Raw genomic sequence first — 18,949 nt, forward strand, 5'->3', positions numbered from 1 at the left:
GTTCAGCGACTCCCCGGCCTGGCGCTGGCCGAATCGGGAGAGTTTCTGACCAGGCGGCATGAAAAAACCGGCGCTGTGGCCGGTTTTTTCATGCCCGGCCGTGGCCGGCCTGGCTGGGTCAGCGCGCCAGGGTTGCCACGGCCAGGCCGGGGAAGTCGGTGATCAGGCTGTTCGCGCCGAAATCGGCGAGGCGGCGCATCAGCGCCGGCTCGTTGACCGTCCACACCGACACATGCAGGCCTGCCTTCTGTGCCCGGACCAGGCGCTCCGGGCTGCACAGCGTCCAGTTCAGGGCCAGCAGTTCACAGCCGTAGTGCCGGGCCACCTTCAAGGGGTCGAGCCAGGCGTGCTCGGCGACCAGGCCGCGGGAGATTTGCGGATGCAGGCGTTGCAGCGCCCGCAGCACTTCCCGCGAGCCGGAGGTCACGGTAATCCGCTCGGTCAGCCCGTGATGCCTGGCCAGCTCGGCAATCGCCTCGACGGTACGTGCAGCCCGGACTCGCGAGGCGCTCTTGACCTCCAGTTGCCAGTGCTCGAAGTCGCACTGCTCGAACAGTTCGCTCAGGCGCGGGATGGGGCAGGGCGTGGGCCATTCCGGTCCGCCCTGGCGCGCGTCATAGCCGGCCAGCTCGGCGGCATCGTGCTCGACCACCTTGCCGCGATGGCCGGTGGTGCGCTTGAGGGTCGGGTCATGGATGACCATCAGCTCGCCGTCGCGCGACAGGTGCAGGTCCAGCTCGCAGCGACGCACGCCGTGGCCAAGACAGGTCTGGAAGCTGGCGAGGGTGTTTTCCGGCGCTTCGCCCTTGGCGCCGCGGTGGCCGTAAATCAGGGTCACGATTGCTCCTTACTCGGGCGTGGCGGTGCGCGGCTGGTGGTGGCGCACGCTGTTGATCACATGGTCGTATTCGAAATACACGCTGAATTCGCGGTAGTCCCAGCGGCTGATGGGCGGCTGGCCGACCGGCGCATGCTCTTCGTCGGCCAGGCCGAAGCGTTCGAGCACCGCGCGTTGCGAGTCGCCGCGCTGCGGCAGCGCAAGGTCTGTGGCGCCTTGCTGGCCGATGGGGATCTGCAGGGTTTCGGCATTGCTCGTCAGTGGCAGAAGCAGGGCGAGCAGTATTGCTAGGTGTGGCATAGGCTTCCCTTCGAGTGGCTCATAGGGCTATTCGCGGGCCTGGCGGCGTTCCCAGGCCTGCTTCTGCAGGATATGCCGAGCGAGCAATTGGCGCTGTGCGTCGGTCAATGCTTCGAACTCGGTGCCGATATCGAACTGGCCGTCGGGGCGCTCGCGGCAGTGCACGACCTTGGCGCGCAGCAGCAGGCCGAGCGCCTGGGGCATGAGCACCATCTTGATCGCCAGATGGCTGTCGACGGCAACGGCCTTGGCGTGATCGAACCTGACCCCGCCCTCGGACAGGCAGACCTGCTTCGGTGCGCCGATATCGCGCAGCAGGCTCTGGGCCACGGCCTGGCCGAGCAGGTCGATGCGCTTGTTGATCACCTTGAGGTAGTTGGCCAGGGTGCGGTCGCGTTCGCTGATATGGCGCAGCAGGTGTTGCGATTCGAAGTCCATCAGGTGCAGGTCGCTGAGCAGGTTGAACAGCGGCGAACTGTCGTGAAGCGCGTCGCTGGCCTGCGCTTCGGCCCCAGACAGCGGGGTGAAATCCAGTGCGATCGTGTCGACGATACGATAGTATTCGCGGCGATCTTCTTCTTGAGACGACATGGCGAACCCATGGCAGCAGTAGTGGTCTGAGTGTAAGGCTGCGCGCCGAGCCCCGCCACAAGGACGTTCCTCTTTCCCCCGAACCAGCCCTCGACATGTTCAGACCCCTGTTCGTATTCATCGGTACGCGCTACACCCGTGCCAAGCGCCGCAATCACTTCGTTTCCTTCATTTCCCTGACCTCTATGCTCGGGCTGGCGCTCGGTGTGCTGGTGATGATCCTGGTGCTGTCGGTGATGAACGGCTTCGATCACGAGATGCGCACCCGGGTCCTGGGCATGGTGCCGCACGCCACGCTCGAGAGCGCCACGCCGCTCGACGATTGGCAGGGCCTGGCCGCCGGTGCGTTGAAGCACCCGCAGGTGCAGGCGGCGGCACCCTTCAGCCAGATGCAGGGGCTGCTCAGCAACGACGGCAAGGTGCAGAAGGTGCTGATCAATGCGATCGACCCGCTGCACGAGGCGCAGGTGTCGATCATCGGCGACTTCTTCCGGCAGGGGCGCCTCGGGGACCTGGCGCCGGGTGAGTTCGGCATGGTCATCGGCGACAAGGCCGCGGCCAAACTGGGCGTTGGGTTGGGCGACAAACTCACCTTCGTCGCCCCCGAGGTCACGGTCACCCCGGCGGGGATGTTCCCGCGTCTCAAGCGTTTCACCGTGGTCGGCATCTTCCATGTCGGCGCCGGCGAAATCGACGGCCACCTGGCCCTGGCCCATGTCCAGGATCTGGCCCGCCTGCAGCGCTGGAAGCCCGGTCAGGTGCAGGGGGTGCGGCTGAAGTTCGCCGACCTGTTCCAGGCGCCGCGCACCGCCTGGGCGCTGGCCCAGACCCTGGGCAAGGGCGATTACCACGCCCGCGACTGGACCCGCACCCACGGCAACCTGTACCAGGCGATCCGCATGGAGAAGGCGATCATCGGCCTGCTGCTGCTGCTCATCGTCGCGGTGGCCGCGTTCAACATCATCTCGACCCTGGTCATGGTGGTCACCGACAAGAAGGGCGATATCGCCATCCTGCGTACCCTGGGCTCGACGCCGCGGCAGATCATGGCGATCTTCATGGTCCAGGGCACGGTGATCGGCGTGTTCGGCACCGCCATAGGCGCGCTGCTGGGGATCTGGGCGGCGTTGAATGTCAGCGCCGGGGTCGCGGCGCTGGAGCGCCTGCTGGGGATCAAGTTCCTCAATGCCGATGTGTACTTCATCGACTACCTGCCATCGCAACTGATGTGGGCGGATGTGCTGCTGGTGTGCGCGGCCGCCCTGGTGCTGAGTTTCCTTGCCACCCTGTACCCGGCCTGGCGCGCGGCGCGTACTCAGCCGGCGGAGGCGCTGCGTTATGAATAATCTATCGATGGGTGATCGCGTCATGCATGATCAGGCCGTGTTGAGCTGCCGCAACCTGGGCAAGCGTTACGAGGAGGGCCCGCAATCGGTGGTGGTGCTCGATGGGCTGGCCCTCGAGCTGCATCCTGGCGAGCGGGTGGCCATCGTCGGCAGCTCGGGCTCCGGTAAGAGCACCCTGCTGAATATGCTCGGCGGCCTGGATACGCCGAGCAGCGGCAGCGTCTGGCTGGCCGGCGAGGAACTGTCGGCACTGGGCGAGAAGGAGCGCGGCCTGCTGCGCAACCGGGCACTGGGCTTCGTCTACCAGTTCCACCACCTATTGCCGGAGTTCACCGCCCTGGAGAACGTGTGCATGCCGCTGCTGATCGGTCGCACGGCCATCGCCGAGGCGCGCCAGCGGGCCACCGCGCTGCTCGAGCGGGTCGGCCTGGGCCATCGCCTGGCGCACAAGCCGGCGGAGCTGTCCGGTGGCGAACGCCAGCGGGTGGCGATCGCCCGCGCCCTGGTCAACCGCCCGGGGCTGGTGTTGCTGGACGAGCCGACCGGCAACCTCGACCATCACACCGCCCAGGGCATCCAGGAGCTGATGAAGGAGCTGAGCAGTTCGTCGCAGACCGCCTTCCTGGTGGTGACCCACGACATGCAGCTGGCCCTGCAGATGGACCGGGTGCTGCGCCTGGAAGACGGCAAGCTGGTGGCCGCCTGATGTTCCGTCCGCTGAGCATCTTCATCGGCAGCCGCTATACCCGGGCCAAGCGGCGCAACCACTTCATCTCCTTCATCTCCCTGACCTCGATGATCGGCCTGGCCCTGGGCGTGCTGGCGATGATAGTGGTGTTGTCGGTGATGAACGGCTTCCAGAAGGAAATGAGCTCGCGCATCCTCGGCATGGTGCCCCACGCCAGCATCGCCAATGAGCAGGCCCTGGACGATTGGCAGGCGGTCGCCGAGGTCGCCGGCCGGCACCCGCAGGTGCTGGCGGCCGCGCCCTTCGCCGAGTTGGAGGGCATGCTGTCGCACCGCGGGGCGATGCAGCCGATTCAGCTGCAGGGCATCGACCCGCGATTCGAGTCGCGGGTCTCCATCCTGCCCCAGCACATGCTCCAGGGCCGTCTGGATGACCTCGAGGCCGGCGAGTTCGGCGTGGTGATCGGCGAGATCACCGCGCGGCGCTTCCAGCTCAAGGTCGGCGACAAGTTGACCCTGATCGTGCCCGAGCTCGGTTCGGTGCCGGGCGGGGTGGTGCCGCGCATGCAGCGGATCAACGTGGTCGGGGTATTCAAGGTCGGCGCCGAGCTGGACAGCTCCCTGGCCTTGATCAACGTGGCCGATGCCGCGCAGATCCAGCGTCTGGCGCCGGGCCAGGTACAGAGCCTGCGGCTGAAGCTGAAGGATCTCTATGAGGCGCCGCAGGTGTCCGCCGAGGTCGCGGCGCAACTGGGCGAGGGCTACCGGGCCAGCGACTGGACCCAGACCCAGGGCAGCCTGTTCAGCGCGATGAAGATGGAGAAGACCATGATCGGCCTGCTGCTGCTGCTGATCGTCGCGGTGGCGGCCTTCAATATCATCGCCACCCTGATCATGGTGGTGGCCGACAAGGGCGCCGATATCGCCATCCTGCGCACCCTCGGCGCGACGCCACGGCAGATCATGGGTATCTTCATGGTGCAGGGCACGGTGATCGGCACCGTGGGTACGCTGATCGGCGGGGTGCTGGGCGTGCTGGCGGCGTTGAACGTCAGCCAGCTGGTCGGCTGGATCGAGCGCATCAGCGGCCAAGAGGTGCTCAGCTCCGATGTCTACTTCATCAGCAACCTGCCGTCGCAGCTGCTGCTGTCCGATGTCGTGTTGATCTGCTCGGCGGCTCTGGTTCTGAGCTTTCTCGCCACCCTGTACCCGTCCTGGCGCGCCGCGCAGGTGCAGCCGGCCGAGGCGTTGCGCTACGAGTGAGCTAAGCTGCGCACAGAAAAAAGCCGTTACCCGGGTAACGGCTTTTTTCGTTTCAGCCCTGGGCTTTGTCCTTGCGCCGTTTCTCCTGGCGCTTGCGCCAGTTATGCCGGACCCACCAGTGCCAGTAGGTGTTGGTGGCCAGATAACCGATCGTGGCGAGCAGCAGGCCCAGCACCAGGGAGCCGAGATACAGCGGCTGCCAATGACTCTGCAGCACCTGGCCGATCCAGCCCAGGGTGACCTCGTCGGGCATGCGCAGGGTCGGGGTGTTGGTCATCCAGGCGCCGAACTTGTAGCTGCAGTAGAACACCGGCGGCATGGTGATCGGGTTGGTCAGCCAGACCAGGCCGAGCGAGATCGGCAGGTTGGCGCGCGCCGGAATCGCCACCACCGCGGCGGCGATCATCTGCATGGGCATCGGGATCATCGCCCAGAACAGGCCGATGGCCATGGCGCGGGAGACCGAGTGGCGGTTGAGGTGCCAGAGGTTGGGGTCGTGGATCAGCGTGCCGAGAAAGCGCAGGGACTTGTTGCCCTTGATGCGATCCGGGTTGGGCATGTAGCGCTTGAAGAAACGACGCGGCATGGAAGCTCTCTGGCGGGCTGAAAAGCGTCGATATTATGCACAGATTCGAAAACGGCTGCTTTTACTCTTTGTGACAGCAAATATGTAGGAGTCCGTCGCCCCGCTGGATTCATGGAAGGATCTGAAGGAGTGCTTGGCTATGCGCCTGGGGATATTCGCGCTGGTCGCGGGATTGCTGGTGCTGCGGTTTCTGCCGTCCCTGCCGGCTGTCTGGCTCTCGGCTCTGCTGGCATTGCTGGGTGTGTCGCTACTGCCGTCCCGCGGCTATCCGCTGGGGTTCTTCCTCATCGGTTTCGCTTGGGCCTGTATCTCGGCCCAGTGGGCACTGGATGACCGCCTGGCGCCTGAGCTGGATGAGCGCACCCTGTGGCTGGAGGGGCGGGTGGCGGGGTTGCCGGAGGTGCGCGAGGGCGTGGTGCGCTTCGAAGTGCACCAGGCGAAGTCGCGGCGCGCCGAGCTGCCGACGCGGATTCGTCTGGCCTGGTACGGCGGGCCGCAGGTGCGAGGTGGCGAGACCTGGCGCCTGGCGGTACGGCTGAAGCGTCCCCATGGCCTGGTCAATCCGCAATCCTTCGACTACGAGGCCTGGCTGCTGGCGCAGCGCATTGGCGCCACCGGCACGGTGAAGAGCGGACGCCGACTGGAGGCGGCCGCGGGAGCGCTGGCCTGGCGCGATGCGCTGCGTCAGCGCTTGCTTGGTAGCGGCGGTCCGCGCACGGGAGCGCTGGCGGCCCTGGTGCTGGGCGACGACTCGGGGCTGACGGCGGCGGATTGGCGGGTGCTGCAGCATACCGGCACCGTGCATCTGCTGGTGATCTCCGGTCAACATATCGCCCTGGTGGCGGGCTTGCTTTACGGCCTGGTGGCAGGGCTGGCGCGCCTGGGGTGGTGGCCGCGGGGCTGGCCCTGGCTGCCCAGTGCCTGCCTCCTGGCCTGCTGCGGGGCACTGGTCTACGGGGTGGCGGCGGGGTTCGAGGTGCCGGTGCGGCGTGCCTGTGTGATGGTTGCGCTGGTGCTGCTCTGGCGTTGGCGCTTTCGCCATCTCGGCGCCTGGTTGCCGTTGCTGGCAGCCCTGGCCCTGGTGCTGTTGATTGAGCCTTTGAGCAGCCTGCAGCCGGGCTTCTGGTTGTCCTTCGGCGCGGTGGCTCTGTTGATTCTGATCTTCGGCGGCCGTCTGGGCGCCTGGTCCTGGTGGCGCAGCCTGGGGCGGGCGCAGTGGGCGATGGCGGTCGGGCTGTTGCCCTTGCTGCTGGCATTGGGGCTGCCGGTCAGTGCCAGCGGCCCGCTGGCCAACCTGGTCGCCGTGCCCTGGGTCGGCATGGCGGTCGTGCCCTTGGCCCTGCTCGGCACCCTGTTGCTGCCGGTGCCGGCAGTAGGTGAGGGATTGCTGTGGCTGGCCGGTGGTGCCCTCGAGTTGCTGTTCCGCCTGTTGGCGTCGATCGCCACCTGGTTGCCGGCCTGGTTGCCCAGTTCCCTGCCGGTCGGCGTCTGGTTGTTGCTGATGCTCGGTGCCTTGTTGCTGTTGTTGCCGTCCGGTATTCCCCTGCGTGGGCTCGGCTGGCTCCTGCTGCTGCCGATGTTCTGCAGTCCGCAGTCGAGGCCGCCCCAGGGGCAGGCCGAGGTCTGGGTGCTGGACGTCGGTCAGGGTCTGGCCGTGCTGCTGCGTACCCGGGAGCATGCGCTGTTGTATGACGCCGGCGCGCGCTTCGGCGAGTTCGATATCGGCGAGCGTGTGGTGCTGCCCTCGCTGCGGGCCCTGGATGTGCGGCGCCTCGATCTGCTGCTGATCAGCCACGCCGACAACGATCATGCCGGTGGCGCCCCGGCCATACGCCAGGGCATGGCGGTCGAGCGGGTGTGGAGCGGCGAGGCCGGCGTCTTGCCGGCGCAGCTGCGGGCCCAGGATTGCCCGTCAGGTCATCGCTGGGAGTGGGACGGGGTGCGTTTCAGCCTCTGGCGTTGGGCTCAGGCGAGCGATGCCAACCAGTCCTCCTGCGTGCTGTTGGTCGAGGCGGCAGGCGAGCGCCTGTGGTTGACCGGCGATATCGACAGTCGCGCCGAGCGGGCCTTGCTCGCCACGGGCCTGGATCTGCGCGCCGACTGGCTGCTGGTGCCCCATCATGGCAGCCGCAGCTCCTCTTCCGCCGCCTTCCTAAAGGCCGTGGCGCCGCGCGCGGCGCTGATCTCCCGGGGTCGCCACAATGGCTTCGGCCACCCCCATCCCACGGTTGTGGCGCGTTATGCGGCGCTGCCCGCGCGGCTCTATGACACGGCCGAGCAGGGCGCCCTGCAGCTGCGCCTGGGCACCTTCGGCGAGGCCCGGGGGCTGCGCACCGAGCGTCGATTCTGGCGAGAAAAATGAGAACGGCGCCGGTCGGCGAGGGGGCGCCCCTATGCTAGAGTGGCGCCACTTTTCCGAAGGGGATTTACCACTGTGTGGGAACTGGTCAAAGCCGGCGGCTGGATGATGCTGCCAATTATCCTGTGTTCCATCGCCGCGGCCGGCATCATCGCCGAGCGCCTGTGGACGTTGCGCGCCAGCCGTATCACCCCGCCCAACCTGCTGGGCGAGGTGTGGCGCTGGATCAAGGACAAGAAGCTGAGCAGCCAGAAACTCAAGGAGCTGCGCGCCAATTCGCCCCTGGGGCAGATTCTCGCGGCCGGCCTGGCCAACTCCAAGCATGGCCGGGAGATCATGAAGGAGTGCATCGAGGAGGCTGCCGCGCGGGTCATCCATGAGCTCGAGCGCTACCTCAACGCCCTCGGCACCATCGCCGGCATCGCCCCTCTGCTCGGCCTGCTCGGCACCGTGCTGGGCATGATCGAGATCTTCAGCTCCTTCATGGGATCGGGCATGGCCAATGCCCCGGTGCTCGCCGGCGGCATCGCCAAGGCGCTGATCACCACGGCGGCCGGCCTGATGGTGGCCATTCCGGCGTTGTTCTTCCACCGCTACCTGCAACGGCGCATCGACGAGCTGGTGGTCGGCATGGAGCAGGAGGCGATCAAGCTGGTGGAGGTGGTGCAGGGCGACCGCGACGTCGACCTGGGTGAGGGCAAGGCGTGAAGTTCCGACGCAAACCGCGGGAGAACGTCGAGATCAACCTGGCCTCGTTGATCGACGTGGTGTTCATCCTGCTGCTGTTCTTCGTGGTCACCACCACCTTCACCCGCGAGACCCAGCTCAAGGTCGACCTGCCCGAGGCCGCCAGCGGCACGCCGCCGGAGCAGACCGAGCTCAAGCAGCTGGAGGTGCTGATCGCCGCCGACGGCAGCTATGCGCTGAACGGTCGGCAGCTGCTCAAGAGCGATCTGGAGGGGCTGAGCGCCGCCCTGATCAAGGAGTCCGAGGGCGACAACAGCCTGCCGCTGACCATCAGCGCCGATGCCAAGACCCCGCACCAGGCGGTGATCACCGCCATGGACGCCGCCGGCAAGCTGGGCTTCGCCCACCTGCGCATCACCACGGTCGAGGCACAGGCCGCACCGTGATGAGCTTCGGTTGATGGGGCTGTCCGATCGCCTGGTCGCCGCCTGGTATGCCGGTCACCCGGCGCTCGGCCTGCTGCGTCCTCTGGAGGCCCTCTATCGTCGGGTGGTGCGGCGCAAGCGCGCCCGTTTCCTCGCGGGCGAGGGCGATATATATCGGGCCCCCGTGCCGGTGCTGGTGGTGGGCAACATCACCGTCGGCGGCACCGGCAAGACCCCGCTGATCCTCTGGCTGATCGAACACTGCCGGGCCCGCGGCCTGCGGGTCGGGGTGGTCAGCCGCGGCTATGGTGCGCAGCCGCCGCAGTTTCCCTGGCGGGTGCGCGCCGAACAGGAGGCCGCCATCGCCGGCGACGAGCCGCTGCTGATCGTCCAGCGCAGCGGGGTGGCGCTGATGATCGACCCCGACCGGGGGCGAGCGGCGCGGGCCCTGCTCGAGCAGGAACGCCTCGACCTGATCCTCAGCGACGACGGCCTGCAGCACTATCGCCTGGCCCGCGACCTGGAACTGGTGCTGATCGATGCGGCGCGGGGGCTGGGCAATCGCCGCTGCCTGCCGGCGGGGCCGCTGCGCGAGCCGGTCGAGCGCCTGCGCAGCGTCGACGCGGTGCTGCACAATGGCGCCGAGGGCGATCCTGCGGGCGGCTACGGCTTCTGTCTGCGTCCACGCGCCCTGGTCAACCTGCGCAGTGGCGAGCGCCGGCCGCTGAGCCACTTTCCACCTGGGCAAGGCGTCCATGCGGTGGCCGGTATCGGCAATCCGCAGCGTTTCTTCGCCACGCTCGAGGCGCTACACTGGCGGCCGATTCCGCATGCCTTCGCCGACCATGCGCAGTACAGCGCCGAGCTGCTGGATTTCAGCCCGCGCCTGCCCGTGCTGATGACCGAGAAGGATGCGGTGAAATGCCGGGCCTTCGCCGTCGATGACTGGTGGTACCTGGCGGTGGATGCCGAGCCCTCGACGGCCTTTGTCACCTGGTTCGACAGCCAACTGGCCCGCTTGCTGCCCTTAGCTCCCTAGTCCTTCGCGGCCGTCTGGGGGCGTCGGCGACCGATGCAGCCCTCTAGCAAGGATTTCCCATGGACCCGAAACTTCTCGATATCTTGGCCTGCCCCCTGTGCAAGGGGCCGTTGCACCTGACCGCCGACAAGGGCGAGTTGATCTGCAAGGCCGACGGCCTGGCCTTTCCGGTGCGCGATGGCATCCCGGTGATGCTGGAAAGCGAAGCCCGTACCCTGAACGTCGACGAGCGCCTGGACAAGTAGATGAGCACAGCCTTCACCGTGGTGATTCCGGCGCGCTACGCCTCCAGCCGCCTGCCAGGCAAGCCGTTGCAGCAGATCGCCGGCAAGCCGATGATCCAGCATGTCTGGGAGCAGGCTTGCAAGAGCGGCGCCCAGCAGGTGGTGGTGGCCACCGACGATGCACGCATCGTCGAGGCCTGCCGGGGGTTCGGCGCGGCGGTGCAGCTGACCCGCCCCGACCACAACTCCGGTACCGACCGCCTGGCCGAGGTCGCCAGCGCTTTGGGGCTGGCTGCCGACGCCATAGTGGTCAACGTGCAGGGTGACGAGCCGCTGATTCCGCCGGCGATCATCGATCAGGTGGCGGCCAACCTGGCGGCCAACCCCCAGGCGGCGATCGCCACCCTGGCCGAGCCGATCGATGAGGTGTCCGCGCTGTTCAATCCCAACGTGGTCAAGGTGGCCAGCGATGCGAGCGGCCTGGCCCTGACCTTCAGCCGCGCGCCACTGCCTTGGGCACGGGATGCCTTTGCCGTCGATCGCCAGCAGCTGCCGGCCGGGGTGCCCTACCGCCGGCATATCGGCATCTACGCCTACCGCGCGCAGTTCCTCCACGACTTCGTCGCCTGGGGCCCCTGCTGGCTGGAAAACACCGAGTGCCTGGAGCAGTTGCGGGCGCTCTGGCACGGCGTGCGCATCCATGTCGCCGACGCCCTGCAGGCCCCGCCGGCCGGGGTCGATACCGCGGACGACCTCGAGCGCGTGCGCCGGCTGCTGGAGGCCTGATGCGCGTCCTGTTCGTTTGCCTGGGCAATATCTGCCGCTCGCCCACCGCCGAGGGGGTGCTGCGCCACAAATTGCGCGAGGCGGGGTTGGCAGCCCGTGTCGAGGTCGATTCGGCCGGCACCGGCGACTGGCATGTCGGCAAGGCACCGGACACGCGGACCGGCCAGGCGGCGTTGCGCCGCGGCTATGACCTGTCGGCTCTGCGGGCGCGCCAGGTGTCTGCCGAGGATTTCGCCCGTTTCGACCTGATCCTGGCCATGGACGCCAGCAATCTGCGCCATCTTGAGCGGTTGCGCCCTTCTGGCGGCGGTGCCGAGCTGGATCTTTTCCTGCGTCGCTACCAGTTGGCGCCGGATGAGGTGCCCGATCCTTACTATGGCGGCGAGGCCGGCTTCGAGCAGGTCCTGGACCTGATCGAGCAGGCCGGCGACGCCCTGGTGCGCGAACTCAGGGAGCGTCTATGACTTTGCAGGTCCGCGAGCATGTCTCGCTCAAGGCCTATAACAGTTTCGCCGTCGAGGCCCGGGCGCGCCGGTTCGCCGAGGCGCACGACGACGGCGAGGTGCGCCAGGCCCTGGCCTACGTTGCCGAGCGAGGGCTGCCGCTGTTGCTGCTCGGTGGCGGCAGCAATCTGCTGCTGACTGCCGATGTCGAGGCTCTGGTGCTGCGCATGGCCAGTCGCGGCATCCGCGTGCTGGACGATGCTGGCGAGCGCGTGCTGATCGAGGCGGAGGCGGGCGAGTCCTGGCATCCCTTCGTGCAATGGACGCTGCAGCAGGGCTACGTCGGCCTGGAGAATCTCAGCCTGATACCCGGCACCGTGGGGGCCGCGCCCATGCAGAACATCGGTGCCTATGGTGTCGAGCTCAAGGACGTGTTTGCCGGCCTGACCGCGCTGGATCGCGAGACGGGTGAGCTGCATGAGTTCGGCCCGGCCGACTGCGCATTCGCCTACCGCGACAGCCGCTTCAAGCGCGAGGCGGGGCGTTGGGTGATATTGCGGGTGCGCTTCGCCCTGAGTCGCTCGGCGGCGCTGCATCTGGACTATGGCCCGGTTCGCCAGCGCCTGGTCGAGCAGGGCATCGAGGTGCCGACGGCGATGGATGTCAGTCGGGCCATCTGCGCCATTCGCAGCGAGAAGTTGCCGGACCCTAAGGTGCTGGGCAATGCCGGCAGCTTCTTCAAGAATCCCCTGGTCACGGCCGAGTTGGCGCAGCGCCTGCGGGCCGAGCATGCCGATCTGGTGGCCTATCCGCAGGCCGATGGCCTGGTGAAGCTGGCGGCCGGCTGGCTGATCGAGCGGGCCGGGTGGAAGGGCTTCCGCGAGGGGGATGCGGGGGTGCATCGCCTGCAGGCGTTGGTGCTGGTCAACTACGGGCAGGCGACCGGGCTGCAGCTGTTGGCCCTGGCGCGGCGCATCCAGGCGGATATCGTCGAGCGCTTCGCGGTGATCCTGGAGATCGAGCCCAACGTGCTCTGACCGTTGTGGCGCCGTGCCAGGATCACGCAAGCCCTTCGTAGGGTCCATAACGCCGCAATAAAAAGGGGATGCCGAAGCATCCCCTTTTTATTGTTGCCGAACAGCGTCAGGCGTGCGGCTTTTCTTTCTCCGCCTGCTCATCTTGCTGCTTTTCGGCGTCTTCAGCCTGATGATCAGGCTGCTCGGCTGCCTTGGCAGGAGCTTCTGCGGCTTCGTCTGCAACCTGTTCGACGGCTTCGACCTTGGTCTCGGCGGTGTCGCTGCTCTCGCTCGTCGGCTCGGCATCGACCGGGGCCGGCTCGGCCTGCGGGGCGGCTGCCGCTTCGGCGGCTTCGCGGGCCAGGCGTTCGGCTTCACGCTGACGACGACGCACTTCGCGCGGATCGTTCGGCGCGCGGCCGCCGGCGCTTGGTGCAGGAGTCGGGGCCGGAGCCGGTTCCGCCTCGGCGGTCGGAGCAGGTTCGGCGACGGGTTCTGCCGCAGCGACCTCCTGGGCGGTTTCGGGCTTCTCCTCGCTCACGCTTGGCGCTTCTTCGGGAGTCGGTGTCGGGGTTTCGGCGGAGGCCGGAGCGGCTTCTTCGATCTGCTCGGCTTCTGCGGCAGGTGCCGGTTGGGTTGCCGGGCGTTCGTCCTGCTCGCTCGGGGTTTCGCTGGCAGCCTGCTCGGCGACTGGCGCTTCACTGCTCGCGGCTTCGCTGGCCACTTCGCTGGCCGCCACTACGGCCGCAGCCGCGCCCGGCGTGGCGGCAGTTTCGTCACCGGTCTCGCTGGCTTCTTCGCCGCCTTCGATCAGGTTGCCGCTGGCATCACGCTGGCGTTCGCGACGATTGCTGCGGCGACGCTGGCCACGGGAGCGACGACGTGGGCGCTCTGCGCCTTCGCTGCCTTCCTGGTCGTCGTCTGCCGTTTGGGCCTCGGTGTTCAGTACTTCCTCTTCGGCCTGGCTCTGCTCTTCGCGGGCTACCCGCTCCTCACGGGGCGGACGTGGCTGGCGCGGTTCGCGTTGCGGGCGCTCGCGCTCGGCGCGGGGCTCTTCGCTGGCGGTGCTTTCCGGTGCGTCGAGAGGGGCGCGCAGTTCACGCGGTTGGCGCTCTTCGCGCGGCTTGCGCTCGCGGCGACCTTCCTGCCCTTCCCGCGGTGGGCGCGACTGCCGCACTTCCTGGGGCTCGCGTACCTCTACGGCGTCACGCGGCTGGCGTTCTTCGCGGGGCTGACGCTCCTCGCGGGGCGCGCGCTCTTCACGGGACTGGCGTTCTTCGCGCGGTGCACGGTCTTCGCGCGGCTTGCGCTCTTCACGCGGTTTGCGCTCCTCGTCGCGACGACCGCCGCGGCTGCGGTTCTGCTGGCGGCCGCTGCGACGCTCTTCGCTGCGGGCCGGGCGTTCGCTGGTCTTCTTCTCGATGATCGCGGGCTTTTCCTCTTCCTTGCCGGCGAACAGGCTGACCAGCGACTTGACCAGGCCCCTGAACAGGCTAGGTTCGCTGGCGGGGGCCGGAGCGGCAACCGGCGCTTCCTCGACCGGAGTCGGGGTCGGTGCGGTGCGGGGCGGGGCGGCCTTGATCGCGGCTTCCTGGCGGACCAGGGTGCGGGTGGCGGCGGCCTGCTTCTCTTCCTCGACTTCCGCCGTGGCCATCTCGTAGCTGGACTGGCTGGTTTGCGCTTCCGGGCTGTCGTCACGCAGGCGCTGCACCTCGAAGTGCGGGGTTTCCAGGTGATCGTTCGGCAGAATGACGATGCGCGCACGGGTGCGCAGCTCGATCTTGGTGATCGAGTTGCGCTTCTCGTTGAGCAGGAAGGCGGCGACCGGGATCGGCACCTGGGCGCGGACCTCGGCGGTGCGGTCCTTCAGGGCCTCTTCCTCGATCAGGCGCAGGATCGCCAGCGACAGCGATTCGACGTCGCGGATGATGCCCTGGCCGTCGCAGCGCGGGCAGACGATGCCGCTGGTCTCGCCGAGCGACGGACGCAGGCGCTGGCGGGACATCTCCAGCAGGCCGAAGCGCGAGATGCGGCCGACCTGGACGCGGGCGCGGTCGGCTTCCAGGCATTCGCGCACCTTCTCCTCGACGGCGCGCTGGTTCTTCGCCGGGGTCATGTCGATGAAGTCGATGACGATCAGGCCGCCGATGTCGCGCAGGCGCAGCTGGCGGGCGATCTCTTCGGCCGCTTCGAGGTTGGTCTGCAGGGCAGTCTCCTCGATGTCGCTGCCCTTGGTGGCGCGTGCCGAGTTGATGTCGATGGACACCAGGGCCTCGGTCGGGTCGATGACGATGGCGCCGCCGGACGGCAGCTTCACTTCGCGCTGGAAGGCGGTCTCGATCTGGCTTTCGATCTGGAAGCGGTTGAACAGCGGGACGCTGTCTTCGTACAGCTTGATCTTGCTGGCGTACTGCGGCATCACCTGGCGGATGAAGGTCAGGGCTTCTTCCTGGGCCTCGACGCTGTCGACCAGCACTTCGCCGATGTCCTGGCGCAGGTAGTCGCGGATGGCGCGGATGATCACGTTGCTCTCCTGGTAGATCAGGAAAGGCGCGGCGCGGTCTAGGGAGGCTTCCTTGATGGCGCTCCACAGCTGCAGCAGGTAGTCGAGGTCCGACTGCATCTCTTCGCTGGAGCGGCCGAGGCCGGCGGTGCGGACGATCAGGCCCATGTCGGCCGGGGCGTTGAGGCCGTTGAGGGCCTCGCGCAGTTCGTTGCGTTCCTCGCCCTCGATGCGTCGGGAGATGCCGCCGGCGCGCGGGTTGTTCGGCATCAGTACCAGGTAGCGGCCGGCCAGGCTGATGAAGGTGGTGAGGGCTGCGCCCTTGTTGCCGCGTTCCTCTTTCTCGACCTGGACTATGACTTCCTGGCCTTCCTTGAGCACGTCCTTGATGTTGACGCGGCCCTCGGGGGCCTTGCTGAAGTATTCGCGGGAGATTTCTTTGAGGGGGAGGAAGCCGTGGCGCTCGGAGCCGAAGTCGACGAAGGCGGCTTCCAGGCTGGGTTCGACGCGGGTGATGCGGCCTTTGTAGATGTTGGCCTTCTTCTGCTGGCGGGCGCCCGATTCGATGTCCAGATCGTACAGGCGTTGGCCGTCGACGAGGGCAACACGCAACTCTTCGGGTTGAGTTGCGTTAATCAGCATTCTTTTCATGTAGTACCGTCGGTTTCCGGTGCTGGCGGAAACGGCGTTCGGCACACACGACTCTCAGGGTCGGTGTCAGGCGCGTCAGAAACGGTCGTAAATCGTTTCATTGTCAAGCGGCAGTCAGCCAGTTGTGCTGGGCCGCGACAGACGTCTCCTGCTTGCTGTTGTGACAGAAAGCACTTGCTCAGGAGGAGGAATCAGCTGCCGGTAGCGGACGAGATGAGGCGTCTTGGTAAAGCTATGTGCTACGCAGGCCGACAGTTGTACATCTCCACCCTACACGTATCGCTGAAAATCGGGTGCCGCTCGCAGAATCTGCAGCGGGTTGGTATTCACCGCAGCCCTCCAAAGGGGAGGGCTGCGCATCTATTACTAAGGCGTTATTTCCGAGTTCTCCGAGGGCCATTGTGGCCTTTCTATCTCTGAAGAACCCGTCGGACGGCCTCGCGTCCTGAATGGGTTGCGTCGGTGTGGGGATGGTAGTTTGGCGCACATCCGCAGACCAGGCCACTTTTGGCGGCGTTCGCGACTATAGCAGCAATGATTAAGTGCTTCAAATCCATGAAAAATTGTTATGATTGCGCGATGACTATTCCTGCCTCTCCAACCTCCGGCGTCCAGCTGCTCGAGGTTGCACCGGAACTCGCCGGCCAGCGTATCGACAACTTCCTGCGCACTCAGCTCAAGGGTGTGCCCAAGACCTTGATTTACCGCATCTTGCGCAAGGGCGAGGTGCGGGTGAACAAGGGGCGGATCAAGCCCGAATACAAGCTGCAGGCCGGCGATGTGGTGCGCGTGCCGCCGCTGCGTCTGGCCGAGCGCGACGAGCCGGTGCCGGTGGCGCAGGGGCTGCTGGAGCGTCTGGAGGCGGCGATCCTCTATGAGGATAAGGGGCTGATCGTGCTGAACAAGCCGGCCGGCATCGCCGTGCACGGTGGCAGCGGCCTGAGCTTCGGGGTGATCGAGGCGTTTCGCCAGTTGCGTCCGGATGCCAAGGAGCTGGAATTGGTGCATCGCCTCGATCGCGATACCTCCGGCCTGCTGATGATCGCCAAGAAGCGCAGCATGTTGCGTCACCTGCACGAGGCCTTGCGCGGCGATGGCGTGGACAAGCGCTATATGGCCCTGGTGCGCGGTCACTGGGCTACGGCGAAGAAGCAGGTCAATGCGCCGCTGCAGAAAAGCAATTTGCGCTCGGGCGAGCGCATGGTCGAGGTCAGCGCGGAGGGCAAGGAGGCGCTGACCCTGTTTCGCGTGCTGCGTCGGTTCGGCGAGTTCGCCACCCTGGTGGAGGCCAAGCCGGTGACCGGTCGTACCCATCAGATTCGTGTGCACGCCCAGCATGCCGGGCACTGCATCGCCGGCGACAGCAAGTATGGCGATGACGATTTCACGCGGGAAATACGCGAGTTGGGCGGCAAGCGCCTGTTCCTGCATGCCTATGCCCTGGTGGTGCCGCTGCCCGATGGCGGCGAGCTGCGCCTCGAGGCGCCGGTCGATGAAATGTGGGCGCATACGCTGGGGCGGCTGAGTGTCTGACTATCGGCTGCTGATCTTCGATTGGGATGGCACTCTGGTCGACTCCATTGGTCGTATCGTCGAGTCGATGCACCGTGCGGCCGATGTCTGTGGGCTGGAGCGCTGCAGCGATCTGCGGGTCAAGGGCATCATCGGTCTTGGGCTGCCCGAGGCGATTCGTTCCCTGTACCCAGAGCTGGACGAGCCAAGCCTCGTTGAGCGTTTCCGGCGTTGTTACAGTGAGCAGTACCTGGCGTTGGAGGCCGAGCCATCGGCGCTGTTCCCGGGGGTGGCCGAGGCGCTTGAGGCGTTTCGTGCCGCAGGCTATGCCCTGGCCGTGGCGACGGGTAAGGGGCGTCATGGCCTGCATCGGGTGCTGGCGCAGCGTGGCTGGCTGAATTATTTCGATACGACGCGCTGCGCGGACGAGGCAGCGAGCAAGCCGGACCCGCTTATGCTGGAGCAGATTCTCGCCCATTGCGGGGTCTCCGCGGCTCGGGCGTTGATGGTCGGGGATTCGGCTTTCGATCTGCTGATGGCGCAGCGCGCCGGCATGGATTCGGTGGCGGTGGGGTATGGTGCGCAGCCTTTATCGGCGTTGCGCCGCTATGCTCCGAAGCTGGCGATTGAGGATTTCACGGCGTTGCGCACCTGGCTCGAGGGTGGTGCAACCGAGCAGAAGGATGAGGTGAGTCATTATGTCGGATGAGTGGAAGGTGTCGGCTGTGGGTGAGGGCGATGCCAAGAGCTGGCAGCTGCTGGAAAAGACCCTGCTGGCTGGTGTGCAGGAGCAGCGTCGGGCCAGGCGTTGGGGGATATTCTTCAAGCTGCTGACCTTCCTTTACCTGTTCGTGGCGTTGGCGTTGTTTGCGCCGCTGCTCGATTGGCAGAAGGGGGCGTCGAAGAGTGGTGCCCATACCGCGCTGATCGAAGTCCGGGGGATGATCGCCGACAAAGAGGTGGCCAGTGCCGACAATATCGTCGGTAGCCTGCGCGCGGCCTTCGAGGATGCCAATACCAAGGGTGTGATACTGCGGATCAATAGTCCGGGCGGCAGTCCGGTGCAGTCCGGTTATATCTATGACGAAATTCGCCGGCTGCGCGCTAAGTATCCGGCGATCAAGCTGTATGCGGTGATCAGTGATCTGGGGGCCTCTGGGGCCTACTACATCGCCAGTGCGGCGGATCAGATCTATGCCGATAAGGCCAGTCTGGTCGGGTCCATCGGTGTGACTGCGGCGGGTTTCGGCTTCGTCGGGGTTATGGAGAAGCTGGGTGTCGATCGTCGGGTGTATGCGTCGGGCGAGCACAAGACCTTTCTCGATCCGTTCCAGCCGCCCAAGGAGGAGGAGGAGCGTTTCTGGCAGGGGGTTCTGGAGACCACTCATCGGCAGTTCATCGACAGCGTCAAGCAGGGGCGGGGTGAGCGCTTGAAGGTGGAGGCTCATCCCGAGCTGTTTTCGGGGTTGGTCTGGTCTGGCGAGCAGGCGCTCGAGCTGGGGTTGGTCGACGCCCTGGGTAATTCCAGCTATGTGGCGCGGGAAGTGGTTGGGGTGGAGGAGGTGGTCGACTTCACTGTTCAGGAAACCCCGTTCGATCGTTTCGCCAAGCGCCTCGGGGCCAGTGTCGCCGAGCATCTGGCCATGTGGATGGGCTTCCAGGGGCCGGTCTTGCGCTAGGTTTTTCGCTGCTG

The 18,949-nt window shown here is 66.5% G+C and carries 19 protein-coding genes; 14 read left to right on the forward strand and 5 right to left on the reverse strand.

What is annotated here, in order from left to right:
* Positions 1 to 118 precede the first annotated feature (118 nt).
* Genes ACSX1C_RS02860 through ACSX1C_RS02870 form a run of 3 tightly spaced genes read right to left on the reverse strand, consistent with a single transcriptional unit; the run spans position 119 to position 1,729 of the window.
* Positions 119 to 838: a glycerophosphodiester phosphodiesterase gene (locus tag ACSX1C_RS02860; RefSeq protein ID WP_439888151.1), complete on the reverse strand. Its 720-nt coding sequence runs from the start codon at positions 836 to 838 to the stop codon at positions 119 to 121.
* A gap of 9 nt (positions 839 to 847) precedes the next feature.
* Positions 848 to 1,138, reverse strand: a complete 291-nt coding sequence (locus ACSX1C_RS02865; RefSeq protein ID WP_318642153.1) for a phosphodiesterase — start codon at positions 1,136 to 1,138, stop codon at positions 848 to 850.
* Positions 1,139 to 1,165: 27 nt separating this feature from the next.
* Positions 1,166 to 1,729, reverse strand: coding sequence for a PilZ domain-containing protein (locus ACSX1C_RS02870; protein ID WP_318642152.1), 564 nt, complete (start codon positions 1,727 to 1,729; stop codon positions 1,166 to 1,168).
* 95 nt (positions 1,730 to 1,824) lie between these two features.
* Here ACSX1C_RS02870 and ACSX1C_RS02875 point away from each other — a divergent pair, with 95 nt between their 5' ends.
* From ACSX1C_RS02875 to ACSX1C_RS02885, 3 genes are read left to right on the forward strand one after another with little or no spacing between them, the layout of a single operon-like run.
* The gene (locus ACSX1C_RS02875; protein WP_439888152.1) at positions 1,825 to 3,075 is read left to right on the forward strand and encodes a lipoprotein-releasing ABC transporter permease subunit; all 1,251 of its coding nucleotides are present in this window, start codon (positions 1,825 to 1,827) and stop codon (positions 3,073 to 3,075) included.
* 22 nt (positions 3,076 to 3,097) lie between these two features.
* Complete coding sequence (lolD, locus tag ACSX1C_RS02880) at positions 3,098 to 3,781, forward strand: lipoprotein-releasing ABC transporter ATP-binding protein LolD (RefSeq protein WP_318646337.1); 684 nt, start codon at positions 3,098 to 3,100, stop codon at positions 3,779 to 3,781.
* A complete protein-coding gene (locus ACSX1C_RS02885; protein WP_439888153.1) occupies positions 3,781 to 5,025 on the forward strand; it encodes a lipoprotein-releasing ABC transporter permease subunit in 1,245 nt (414 codons plus the stop codon). Before lolD ends, ACSX1C_RS02885 begins: the two co-directional genes overlap by 1 nt.
* Before the next feature lie 52 nt (positions 5,026 to 5,077).
* On the opposite strand, the gene ACSX1C_RS02890 is transcribed toward ACSX1C_RS02885, so the two are convergent.
* Positions 5,078 to 5,611 carry a DUF2062 domain-containing protein gene (locus tag ACSX1C_RS02890; RefSeq protein ID WP_439888154.1) on the reverse strand — a complete coding sequence of 178 codons (534 nt, stop codon included), beginning with the start codon at positions 5,609 to 5,611 and terminating at the stop codon, positions 5,078 to 5,080.
* 139 nt (positions 5,612 to 5,750) lie between these two features.
* Here ACSX1C_RS02890 and ACSX1C_RS02895 point away from each other — a divergent pair, with 139 nt between their 5' ends.
* The 8 genes from ACSX1C_RS02895 (at position 5,751) to murB (ending at position 12,611) form a co-directional block, all read left to right on the forward strand.
* Entirely contained in the window at positions 5,751 to 7,973 is a 2,223-nt protein-coding gene (locus ACSX1C_RS02895) for a DNA internalization-related competence protein ComEC/Rec2 (RefSeq protein ID WP_439888155.1), read from the forward strand.
* A gap of 72 nt (positions 7,974 to 8,045) precedes the next feature.
* Positions 8,046 to 8,678 carry a MotA/TolQ/ExbB proton channel family protein gene (locus ACSX1C_RS02900; protein ID WP_318642147.1) on the forward strand — a complete coding sequence of 211 codons (633 nt, stop codon included), beginning with the start codon at positions 8,046 to 8,048 and terminating at the stop codon, positions 8,676 to 8,678.
* A complete protein-coding gene (locus ACSX1C_RS02905; RefSeq protein ID WP_318642146.1) occupies positions 8,675 to 9,103 on the forward strand; it encodes an ExbD/TolR family protein in 429 nt (142 codons plus the stop codon). Before ACSX1C_RS02900 ends, ACSX1C_RS02905 begins: the two co-directional genes overlap by 4 nt.
* A gap of 13 nt (positions 9,104 to 9,116) precedes the next feature.
* Complete coding sequence (gene lpxK, locus ACSX1C_RS02910; RefSeq protein ID WP_439888156.1) at positions 9,117 to 10,121, forward strand: tetraacyldisaccharide 4'-kinase; 1,005 nt, start codon at positions 9,117 to 9,119, stop codon at positions 10,119 to 10,121.
* 59 nt (positions 10,122 to 10,180) lie between these two features.
* Positions 10,181 to 10,366: a Trm112 family protein gene (locus tag ACSX1C_RS02915; protein ID WP_318642144.1), complete on the forward strand. Its 186-nt coding sequence runs from the start codon at positions 10,181 to 10,183 to the stop codon at positions 10,364 to 10,366.
* Positions 10,367 to 11,131, forward strand: coding sequence for a 3-deoxy-manno-octulosonate cytidylyltransferase (gene kdsB / locus ACSX1C_RS02920; RefSeq protein WP_439888157.1), 765 nt, complete (start codon positions 10,367 to 10,369; stop codon positions 11,129 to 11,131). It abuts the gene before it with no gap.
* Positions 11,131 to 11,595 carry a low molecular weight protein-tyrosine-phosphatase gene (locus tag ACSX1C_RS02925; protein ID WP_439888158.1) on the forward strand — a complete coding sequence of 155 codons (465 nt, stop codon included), beginning with the start codon at positions 11,131 to 11,133 and terminating at the stop codon, positions 11,593 to 11,595. The genes kdsB and ACSX1C_RS02925 overlap by 1 nt, the downstream gene beginning before the upstream one ends.
* Positions 11,592 to 12,611: a UDP-N-acetylmuramate dehydrogenase gene (murB, locus tag ACSX1C_RS02930; protein ID WP_439888159.1), complete on the forward strand. Its 1,020-nt coding sequence runs from the start codon at positions 11,592 to 11,594 to the stop codon at positions 12,609 to 12,611. Before ACSX1C_RS02925 ends, murB begins: the two co-directional genes overlap by 4 nt.
* A gap of 106 nt (positions 12,612 to 12,717) precedes the next feature.
* On the opposite strand, the gene rne is transcribed toward murB, so the two are convergent.
* Positions 12,718 to 15,744: a ribonuclease E gene (rne, locus tag ACSX1C_RS02935; protein ID WP_439888160.1), complete on the reverse strand. Its 3,027-nt coding sequence runs from the start codon at positions 15,742 to 15,744 to the stop codon at positions 12,718 to 12,720.
* Positions 15,745 to 16,323: 579 nt separating this feature from the next.
* On the opposite strand from rne, the gene rluC reads away from it, so the two are divergent.
* Genes rluC through sppA form a run of 3 tightly spaced genes read left to right on the forward strand, consistent with a single transcriptional unit; the run spans position 16,324 to position 18,935 of the window.
* Positions 16,324 to 17,277, forward strand: coding sequence for a 23S rRNA pseudouridine(955/2504/2580) synthase RluC (rluC, locus tag ACSX1C_RS02940; protein ID WP_439888161.1), 954 nt, complete (start codon positions 16,324 to 16,326; stop codon positions 17,275 to 17,277).
* Positions 17,270 to 17,965, forward strand: coding sequence for an HAD-IA family hydrolase (locus ACSX1C_RS02945; RefSeq protein WP_439888162.1), 696 nt, complete (start codon positions 17,270 to 17,272; stop codon positions 17,963 to 17,965). The genes rluC and ACSX1C_RS02945 overlap by 8 nt, the downstream gene beginning before the upstream one ends.
* On the forward strand, positions 17,955 to 18,935 hold the full coding sequence (sppA, locus tag ACSX1C_RS02950; protein ID WP_439888163.1) for a signal peptide peptidase SppA: 981 nt from the start codon (positions 17,955 to 17,957) through the stop codon (positions 18,933 to 18,935). Before ACSX1C_RS02945 ends, sppA begins: the two co-directional genes overlap by 11 nt.
* Positions 18,936 to 18,949 lie beyond the last annotated feature (14 nt).

Origin of the sequence: Pseudomonas sp. MBLB4123 (assembly GCF_051904775.1) — a bacterium.
GTDB lineage: Bacteria > Pseudomonadota > Gammaproteobacteria > Pseudomonadales > Pseudomonadaceae > Aquipseudomonas > Aquipseudomonas benzenivorans_B.

Bases quoted from the DNA above. Each gene is read 5' to 3' on its own strand.
- ACSX1C_RS02865 (WP_318642153.1), bottom strand. From the start codon at position 1,138: ATGCCACACCTAGCAATACTGCTCGCCCTGCTTCTGCCACTGACGAGC.
- ACSX1C_RS02870 (WP_318642152.1), bottom strand. From the start codon at position 1,729: ATGTCGTCTCAAGAAGAAGATCGCCGCGAATACTATCGTATCGTCGAC.
- ACSX1C_RS02875 (WP_439888152.1), top strand. From the start codon at position 1,825: ATGTTCAGACCCCTGTTCGTATTCATCGGTACGCGCTACACCCGTGCC.
- lolD (WP_318646337.1), top strand. From the start codon at position 3,098: ATGCATGATCAGGCCGTGTTGAGCTGCCGCAACCTGGGCAAGCGTTAC.
- ACSX1C_RS02885 (WP_439888153.1), top strand. From the start codon at position 3,781: ATGTTCCGTCCGCTGAGCATCTTCATCGGCAGCCGCTATACCCGGGCC.
- ACSX1C_RS02890 (WP_439888154.1), bottom strand. From the start codon at position 5,611: ATGCCGCGTCGTTTCTTCAAGCGCTACATGCCCAACCCGGATCGCATC.
- ACSX1C_RS02895 (WP_439888155.1), top strand. From the start codon at position 5,751: ATGCGCCTGGGGATATTCGCGCTGGTCGCGGGATTGCTGGTGCTGCGG.
- lpxK (WP_439888156.1), top strand. From the start codon at position 9,117: ATGGGGCTGTCCGATCGCCTGGTCGCCGCCTGGTATGCCGGTCACCCG.
- ACSX1C_RS02915 (WP_318642144.1), top strand. From the start codon at position 10,181: ATGGACCCGAAACTTCTCGATATCTTGGCCTGCCCCCTGTGCAAGGGG.
- kdsB (WP_439888157.1), top strand. From the start codon at position 10,367: ATGAGCACAGCCTTCACCGTGGTGATTCCGGCGCGCTACGCCTCCAGC.
- ACSX1C_RS02925 (WP_439888158.1), top strand. From the start codon at position 11,131: ATGCGCGTCCTGTTCGTTTGCCTGGGCAATATCTGCCGCTCGCCCACC.
- murB (WP_439888159.1), top strand. From the start codon at position 11,592: ATGACTTTGCAGGTCCGCGAGCATGTCTCGCTCAAGGCCTATAACAGT.
- rne (WP_439888160.1), bottom strand. From the start codon at position 15,744: ATGAAAAGAATGCTGATTAACGCAACTCAACCCGAAGAGTTGCGTGTT.
- rluC (WP_439888161.1), top strand. From the start codon at position 16,324: ATGACTATTCCTGCCTCTCCAACCTCCGGCGTCCAGCTGCTCGAGGTT.
- sppA (WP_439888163.1), top strand. From the start codon at position 17,955: ATGTCGGATGAGTGGAAGGTGTCGGCTGTGGGTGAGGGCGATGCCAAG.